This is a genomic window from Ensifer sp. (assembly GCF_035999185.1).
Classification (GTDB): domain Bacteria; phylum Pseudomonadota; class Alphaproteobacteria; order Rhizobiales; family Rhizobiaceae; genus Ensifer.
The window spans coordinates 1-7,666 of record NZ_DASYHB010000012.1; the positions used below are offsets into that span (position 1 = coordinate 1).

8 protein-coding genes and 1 pseudogene are annotated in these 7,666 nt (G+C 61.0%); 8 read left to right on the top strand and 1 reads right to left on the bottom strand.

What is annotated here, in order from left to right; translation table 11 throughout:
* Positions 1–37: 37 nt before the first annotated feature.
* The 7 genes from flgG to fliP are packed head-to-tail and all read left to right on the top strand — an operon-like array spanning position 38 to position 4,994.
* Positions 38–826 carry a flagellar basal-body rod protein FlgG gene (flgG, locus tag VGO04_RS00650; protein ID WP_327494029.1) on the top strand — a complete coding sequence of 263 codons (789 nt, stop codon included), beginning with the start codon at positions 38–40 and terminating at the stop codon, positions 824–826.
* 44 nt (positions 827–870) lie between these two features.
* Positions 871–1,374, top strand: a complete 504-nt coding sequence (flgA, locus tag VGO04_RS00655; RefSeq protein WP_414650491.1) for a flagellar basal body P-ring formation chaperone FlgA — start codon at positions 871–873, stop codon at positions 1,372–1,374.
* Positions 1,371–2,486: a flagellar basal body P-ring protein FlgI gene (locus VGO04_RS00660; protein ID WP_327494031.1), complete on the top strand. Its 1,116-nt coding sequence runs from the start codon at positions 1,371–1,373 to the stop codon at positions 2,484–2,486. The genes flgA and VGO04_RS00660 overlap by 4 nt, the downstream gene beginning before the upstream one ends.
* Positions 2,483–3,022 (top strand): MotE family protein, encoded by a 540-nt coding sequence (locus VGO04_RS00665; protein WP_327494032.1) that lies wholly within the window; start codon positions 2,483–2,485, stop codon positions 3,020–3,022. Before VGO04_RS00660 ends, VGO04_RS00665 begins: the two co-directional genes overlap by 4 nt.
* On the top strand, positions 3,019–3,732 hold the full coding sequence (gene flgH, locus VGO04_RS00670) for a flagellar basal body L-ring protein FlgH (RefSeq protein WP_327494033.1): 714 nt from the start codon (positions 3,019–3,021) through the stop codon (positions 3,730–3,732). Before VGO04_RS00665 ends, flgH begins: the two co-directional genes overlap by 4 nt.
* 18 nt (positions 3,733–3,750) lie before the next feature.
* On the top strand, positions 3,751–4,248 hold the full coding sequence (locus tag VGO04_RS00675; protein WP_327494034.1) for a flagellar basal body-associated FliL family protein: 498 nt from the start codon (positions 3,751–3,753) through the stop codon (positions 4,246–4,248).
* 8 nt (positions 4,249–4,256) lie between these two features.
* Positions 4,257–4,994, top strand: a complete 738-nt coding sequence (gene fliP, locus VGO04_RS00680; protein WP_327494035.1) for a flagellar type III secretion system pore protein FliP — start codon at positions 4,257–4,259, stop codon at positions 4,992–4,994.
* A gap of 95 nt (positions 4,995–5,089) precedes the next feature.
* Here the strand turns inward: fliP and VGO04_RS00685 are convergent, their stop codons facing one another.
* Positions 5,090–7,003 (bottom strand): glycosyl transferase, encoded by a 1,914-nt coding sequence (locus tag VGO04_RS00685; RefSeq protein ID WP_327494036.1) that lies wholly within the window; start codon positions 7,001–7,003, stop codon positions 5,090–5,092.
* Between the two features lie 372 nt (positions 7,004–7,375).
* Between VGO04_RS00685 and VGO04_RS00690 the strand changes: the two are divergent.
* Positions 7,376–7,666: pseudogene (locus tag VGO04_RS00690) on the top strand (flagellin); the annotation flags it as partial.

Genomic DNA, 7,666 nt, shown 5'->3' on the forward strand with positions numbered 1-7,666 from the left:
TCGAAATCGCGCGCATGCAGATCTGAAGGAACGAGACATGAAGGCCCTTTCCATCGCCGCCACCGGCATGAACGCCCAGCAGCTGAACCTGGAAGTGATCGCGAACAACATCGCGAACATCAACACGACCGGCTACAAGCGCGCCCGCGCAGAATTTTCCGATCTGCTTTACCAGACCGAACGCGCCCAGGGCGTGCCGAACCGCTCTAACCAGGCGATCGTTCCCGAAGGCGCGATCATCGGCCTCGGCGTACAGACGGCAGCCGTGCGCAACCTTCACATCCAGGGCAGCATGGTCTCGACCGGCAACGATTACGACCTGGCGCTGATCGGTCGCGGCTGGTTCCAGGTGGAGACGCCCGATGGCGAAACCGTCTATACCCGTGCCGGCGCCTTCAACAAGAACGCTCAAGGCCAGCTCGTGACGATCGACGGCTACACCGTCGTTCCGGGCGTCACCGTACCGCAGGATGCCACCGAAATCGTCTTTACCAGCTCCGGACAGGTGATGGTGCGCATCGGCAACAATCCCGCGATGCAGGAAATCGGCCAGTTGACGGTCGCCAATTTCGTCAACGAGGCGGGCCTCGAGCCGCAGGGCGAAAACCTCTTCAAGCAGACGCCTGCATCCGGCGAGCCGATCGTCGGCACGCCTGCGGACCCGGGCTTCGCGCAGATCAAGCAGAAGTATCTCGAGGCGTCCAACGTCGATCCGGTCAAGGAAATCACCGACCTGATCTCGGCCCAGCGCGCCTACGAGATGAACTCCAAGATCATTCAGGCCGCCGACGAAATGGCAGCCACGGTGAGCAAGAACCTCAGGTAACGGAACAGGGGGCAAACATGACGTTTCGCCGATCCGCAGACACCATGCCTTCGAAAGACACCAGACTTTCGAAGGCCGGTCGCGCGCACGAAGCGCTGAAGCTGGCAGCGGGCGTGGTGCTCGCCGCCGCTTTCCTGTCGCCTTCGGCAGGCTATGCGGAGCGGCTGACGGCGGTGATCCCCACCCAGACGATCTATCCGGGCGAAGCGATCGATGCGAGCCGCGTCGAGGTCGTCGACGTCACCAACCCGGATCTTGCCGACGGCTATGTCAAATCCCTGGGCGAGATCGAGGGCAAGGTTACCAAGCGCACGCTTCTCCCCGGCCGCGTCATTCTCGCAAGCGCTCTGCGCGAGCAGTATGCGGTGGAACGCGGTTCGACCGTGCGTCTCGTCTTCAGCAGTGGCGGCCTGACCATCAGTGCGGTCGGATCGCCGCTCCAGGACGCTGCGGTCGGCGAGCTGATCCGCGCGCGCAATGTCGATAGCGGCGTCATCGTTTCCGGAACGGTCATGGCCGACGGCACTATTCATGTGGTGGCGAAATGAAAATGCATGTCTTCAAATGGGTCCTGACGCTGGCCGTCGCGCTTTCCGCTGCGCTGACGCCGGCATTCGGTGCGTCGAGGATCAAAGACGTCGCCTCCCTCCAGGCCGGTCGCGATAACCAGTTGATCGGTTATGGTCTTGTCGTCGGCTTGCAGGGCACCGGCGACAATCTTCGGTCGTCTCCGTTCACTGACCAGTCGATCCGCGCAATGCTGCAAAATCTCGGTATTTCCACGCAGGGCGGCGATTCCCGCACGCGCAATGTCGCGGCGGTGCTGGTGACGGCGACACTGCCCCCCTTCGCAAGTCCCGGCAGCCGCGTCGACGTGACCGTCGGCTCGCTCGGCGATTCCACGTCGCTTCGCGGCGGCACGCTGGTCATGACCTCCTTGTCCGGCGCCGATGGCCAGATCTATGCGGTCGCGCAAGGCTCGGTGGTCGTCACAGGGTTCTCGGCCCAGGGCGACGCCGCAACGCTCAATCAGGGTGTCACGACAGCCGGACGCGTGCCGAACGGTGCGATCATCGAACGGGAACTCCCGTCCAAGTTCAAGGACGGGTTCAATCTCGTTCTGCAACTGCGCAACCCCGACTTCTCGACGGCCGTCGGCATGGCGGCGGCCATCAACAAATATGCCGCCCAGCAGTATGGCGGCCGTATCGCCGAGGCGCGCGATTCCCAGGCGGTTCTCGTCGAAAAGCCGAAAATGGCTGACCTCGCCCGACTGATGGCCGACATTGAAAACCTCGTCATCGAGACCGATGTGCCCGCGCGCGTCGTCATCAACGAGCGTACCGGTACGATCGTCATCGGTCAGGATGTCCGGGTCAACGAGGTGGCGGTGAGCTACGGCACCCTGACCGTGGAGGTCAGCGAGACGCCGACCGTTGTCCAGCCTTTGCCCTTCTCTCGCGGGCAGACGGCTATGGAACCGAACACGACGATCAACGCCCAGTCGGCCGGCGGCACGGTGGCGATCCTCAATGGATCGAGCCTGCGTTCCCTGGTCGCCGGTCTCAACAATATCGGCGTCAAGCCGGACGGCATCATCGCCATCCTGCAGAGCATCAAATCGGCGGGAGCCCTTCAGGCGGAGCTTGTGCTGCAATGACGGCAATTCAGAACCACAGATCCGGAAGGCTCTCGAAGGTGCTGCTTGCCGCGGCCGCCGCAGCCACCATGCTCTCGATGCCCGGCGCCTTTGCGCAGGACGTCACCGCGCCACCGGCCGGCGATGCGACCCAGAACGAGATCCAGCAGTTCTGCACCAATATCGCCGACGCGGCGCGCGACCAGCGCTACGTGTTACAGCGCAAGGATCTGGAGACGCTGCAGAAGGGCATCGACGAGCGCATTGCGACGCTGGAGAAGCGGCGCGAGGAATATGAAGACTGGCTGAAGCGCCGCAACGATTTCCTCAAGCAGGCCGAACTCGGCCTTGTCGATATCTACAAGACGATGAAGCCGGACGCCGCTGCCGGCAAACTTGAAATGGTCAGGCCCGAGATCGCTGCCGCCATCGTCATGCAGCTGCCGCCACGCCAGTCGTCGCTGATCCTCAGCGAGATGACTGACGAGAAGGCGGCGATCCTCACCAACATCATCTCGAGTGCGAGCGACCCGAACACCTCGAAGGAACCATCATGAAAAAGCGTCTAACGGCCGTGCTGACCGGGGCCGCCCTCCTTGCGGGATGTCAGAACCAGGCGTTCAACGAGATCGGCCGGGCGCCGTCGATGAGCCCGATCGGCAGTGGCCTGCAATATTCCCAGACGCCGCAGCTTGCGATGTATCCGAAACAGCCGCGCCAGATGACAAACGGCTATTCGTTGTGGAACGACCAGCAGGCGGCGCTCTTCAAGGACGCACGCGCCATCAACGTCGGCGACATCCTGACGGTCGACATCAAGATCAACGAAGGCGCGACCTTCGACAACAAGACCGACCGCAGCCGCAAGAACTCGAGTGGCTTCAATGTCGGCGCCAACGGCAAGTCGCAGACGAGCGATTTTGGCTGGGATGGCGAACTGAAATATGGGTCGAACACCAAGACCGAGGGCGACGGCTCGACGGAACGTTCGGAAAAGCTGCGCGTGCTCGTCGCAGCCGTCGTCACCGGGGTTCTCGAGAACGGCAATCTCTTGATCAGTGGCTCGCAGGAAGTTCGCGTCAATCACGAACTGCGTATCCTCAACGTCGCCGGTATCGTTCGGCCGCGGGACGTCGATGCCGACAACGTGATCTCCTATGACCGCATTGCCGAAGCGCGCATTTCCTATGGCGGCCGTGGTCGCCTGACCGAAGTGCAGCAGCCGCCCTACGGCCAGCAGTTCATGGATCTATTTTCGCCGATCTGATCGGCAGGGAACGGCACGATGGAAGAATTCGATACCGCCAGCAGCCCGAAGCCACCGTCAAAGGTGTTGACCATCGCGGTGCTTGCCGTGCTGACGCTCGTCGCCGGTGGCGGCGGCTGGCTGGTCGGAGGCCTGCTGGCACCGCCGCCACCGAAGGAGCAGGTCGAGGCGACCAAGGAGCCGGCCGTCAATGCGACCGGCGAAGAAGGGCTCCCGAAGATTTCGACTGAAGCAAACGGCGTCGTTCAGCTTGAGCCGATCACAACGAACCTTGCTTATCCCTCGGAGAACTGGGTCCGGCTTGAAGTCGCCTTGCAGTTTGACGGCGCGCCGGATCCCAAATTGGCCGAGCAGATCCACCAGGATATTGTCGCTTACCTGAAAACGCTCTCCCTGCAGCAGATCCAGGGACCGCGCGGCTTTCAATATCTCCGGGATGACATTCAGGAGCGGGTTGACCTTCGCTCCGATGGGCGCGTAACCAATGTGATGTTCAGAACCTTCGTCATCCAATGATTCGATAAATGGTCCGGCTAGTCGCCTTTATAGTCGCCATGATGGCGATGTCCGGTATCGCCGGCGCCCAGAGCTTTCCCTCTGATATCCTCAATACGCCCGTAGACGGCTCGGCCGCCTCGTGGATCATCCGCACCTTCGGTCTTTTGACCGTCCTGTCGGTGGCTCCTGGCATCCTGATCATGGTCACGAGTTTTCCGCGGTTCGTGATCGCCTTTGCGATCCTGCGCACCGGCATGGGCTTGGCGACCACGCCGTCCAACATGATCATGGTTTCCTTGGCGCTGTTCATGACCTTCTACGTCATGGCGCCGACCTTCGACCGCGCATGGCGCGACGGCATCGACCCCCTGCTCAAGAACCAGATTACCGAGACGGAGGCGATCCCGCGCGTTACCGAACCGTTCCGCGAGTTCATGCTCGCCAACACGCGCGACAAGGACCTGCAACTCTTCATCGACATTGCCAAGGAAAAGGGCCAGACGGTGGTGGTAGACGACAAGGTCGATTTGCGCGCCGTCGTCCCTGCCTTCATGATTTCGGAAATCCGCCGTGGTTTCGAAATCGGCTTCCTGATCATGCTGCCGTTTCTGGTGATCGACTTGATCGTTGCCACAATCACCATGGCCATGGGCATGATGATGCTGCCGCCGACGGCGATTTCGCTGCCGTTCAAGATCCTGTTCTTCGTGTTGATCGACGGCTGGAATCTGCTCGTCGGCAGTCTGGTGCGGTCCTTCAGCTAGTTGACCAGCTGATCGGTATCGTTGTTTCGAGCATCGCGACCAAACAAAAAAGGCAGCGCCGCGGCGCTGCCTTTTGTCGTTGATGGTTAAGCCGCTCAGCGTTCGAAAGAGCCTTCGCGTGCGGCAAGTGCCGGGACATCGATGTGATCGGGCGCCAACCCGCGCTTTGCGCGGTCGACCATCATTTCGTAGCTCGTCTCCAGATGGAGGCAGAAGCGTTCCGCGTCGAACAGCGGCATCTTGAAGCGGTTGTCGTTGAGCGTCTTCCGGTATGCCGCGACATTGTCTCGGTTGTTGTAGAGCGCGACCGCCTCCCGAACGTAGTCTTCCGGATCCGCCGCCACGAGCTCCGGTACGCCGATGGCGTTGAGCAGGCTTTCGCTGACGCGTGAGGCGAAGTTCGTGCCTTTGAGGGTTAGCACGGGTAGGCCGGCCCACAGTTGCTCCGATGTCGTCGTGTGGCCATTGTAGGGAAAGGTATCAAGACCGACGTCGGCGAGCGGTATGCGATTGATGTGATCCTGGTAAACCAGCTTGCCGCAGGGGACGATGCGCTTGGTGTCGATGCCGGCGCTCTTGAACCTGGCGAGAATGTTCGCGCGTGCATCCGCACGATCGCACAGCAGCCACAGGAGACTGTCAGGGGTCTGGCGCAGGATGTCGCTCCAGAGATTGATCGTCTGCAGCGAAATCTTGCGGTTGGCGTTGAACGACGCGAAGACGAAGGCCTCCTCCGGGAGACCGACCTGCTGCCTGGAAGCCGGCTGCGGGCGCGGGCGCCCGTATGGGTCGTTCGGCTGGTAGGTCTCCGGCAGTCGGCAGTATTTTTCCAGATAGTGGGGTTTGCTGGCGTCAGGAAGCACGTACGGGTCGCCGATGATGTAGTCGAGATCGACGTTCACGGTCGTTCCGGGAAAGCCGAGCCAGCCGACCTGAACAGGTGCTGCCGCCTGGTTGAAAATCGTACTCCGGCTTTCGAGCGTGTGCCCCTTCAAGTCGATGAGGATGTCGATGTTTTCCGCACGAATGACCGCTGCCGCCTCTTCGTCGGTCAGCTCGCCGATCTCGATGATCCTGCCCCATTTTGCGCGCGCGCCCGTGTCACGGCTCGTGTGAACGCTCTTGGTGTGGCAGAAGAGCGTCACGTCGAAGCGTGCCTTGTCGTGCGCCATGAGCACGCCCTGGAGCAACTTCATGGTGGCGTGGTCTTCCCAGAAATCGGCAGAGACATAGCCGATGCGGATACGGTCGCCCCAGCTGTGCGGTGCGTTGCGCCGTGCTTCCGCGAGGCCCCGCGGGTAGGGCTGAAGTTGCGCGCCGGCAATTCGGTTCAGCCGCTCGTCCCCACACCAGGTCGAATGGTAGTATGGCGCCTCTGCCGCGAGAAAATCGGTCTGCCCCGCCTTCAGCGCCTTCTGGATGTCGCGATCGTGCTTTTCGACCTCGGCATAGTCATTCGCTTCGCGGGCGTAGACCAGATAGGCCGACCGCAAGGTCCCGTTCTTCGGATTGTTGCGGAAAAGATTGGTGAGTGCGTCGCGATCCTGAAGGTCGTTGATCTCCGCGGTCAGCAGCTTGAAGGCCAGCGCGTTGTGCAGGCGATTGGTGCTCAGGGTCAGCGGCGCCTTGAAGAGACCCAGGATCGCCTTCTCGCCCCGCTTGAGGAAAATCGACGCGATGATGAAGGCGATTTCCGGATCGGTCTTGGCCTTCTCCAGAAGTGGCAACCCGATACTCAGCGCCTCGTCCTCCTGACCGTTGGCGAAGTAGAGCTTCATCGCGTCGGTGAGATAGTCCTCCGCCCGCGATCCGCCGGATTCGCCGGCGAGCTGGTAGGCCCGGGCGGCTTCCGTCTTGAAGCCGAGCTTCACGAGGACCTTGGCCAGGAGCACGTAGGTCTTGGTGTCGCGATTGAGTTCCATCAGCGCATTCAGCTGATCAAGCGCGTCCGTGTACTGCCCCTTCTGGTAGTGCCTCGAGGCTGTCGAAAAGATGGCTTGGGCGTTCACTCAGAGCTCCGTCGAAGATGCACGGCGAAAGTCGCCGGCTTGCTAGTCCTTTGTCTGGTTCGAAGTTTAGCCGAGGTAGCTTGCCTCAGGCATGAGCGATCCCGTGCCTGTCGGGATCCAGCCGTGTCACGTCTAGCGCTACGTCGGCTTTTCGAAACGCGAGATTAAAGTCTTGTTAAGTATAAATTTCCTCGGCTCGATTGCCGGGGCGCGCTTAATCAATTCGCAAGCTTTGCCGACGATAGTCGTTTTTACATGACGGGTTTGGTTTCTTCCGAGTTTGTTGGAACCGAGTGGCATGAAGCCGATCCGCCATCACCGGTAAGTCCGGTATGTCCCCTAAATCGTCTAAAGTAATCAAGGGACACTCTAATGACGAGCATCATCACCAATTCTTCCGCTATGGGCGCACTCGCCACCCTGCGTTCGATCAACTCCTCGATGGAAACCACCCAGGAGCGTATTTCGTCGGGTCTGCGCGTCGGCACCGCTGCTGACAACGCTGCTTACTGGTCGATCGCCACCACCATGCGTTCGGACAACAAGGCCCTCTCGGCCGTTCAGGACGCCCTCGGCCTCGGCGCTGCCAAGACGGACGTTGCCTCCTCGGCCATGGAAAACTCCAAGGACGTTGTCGACGAAATCAAGAAGAAGCTGGTTACC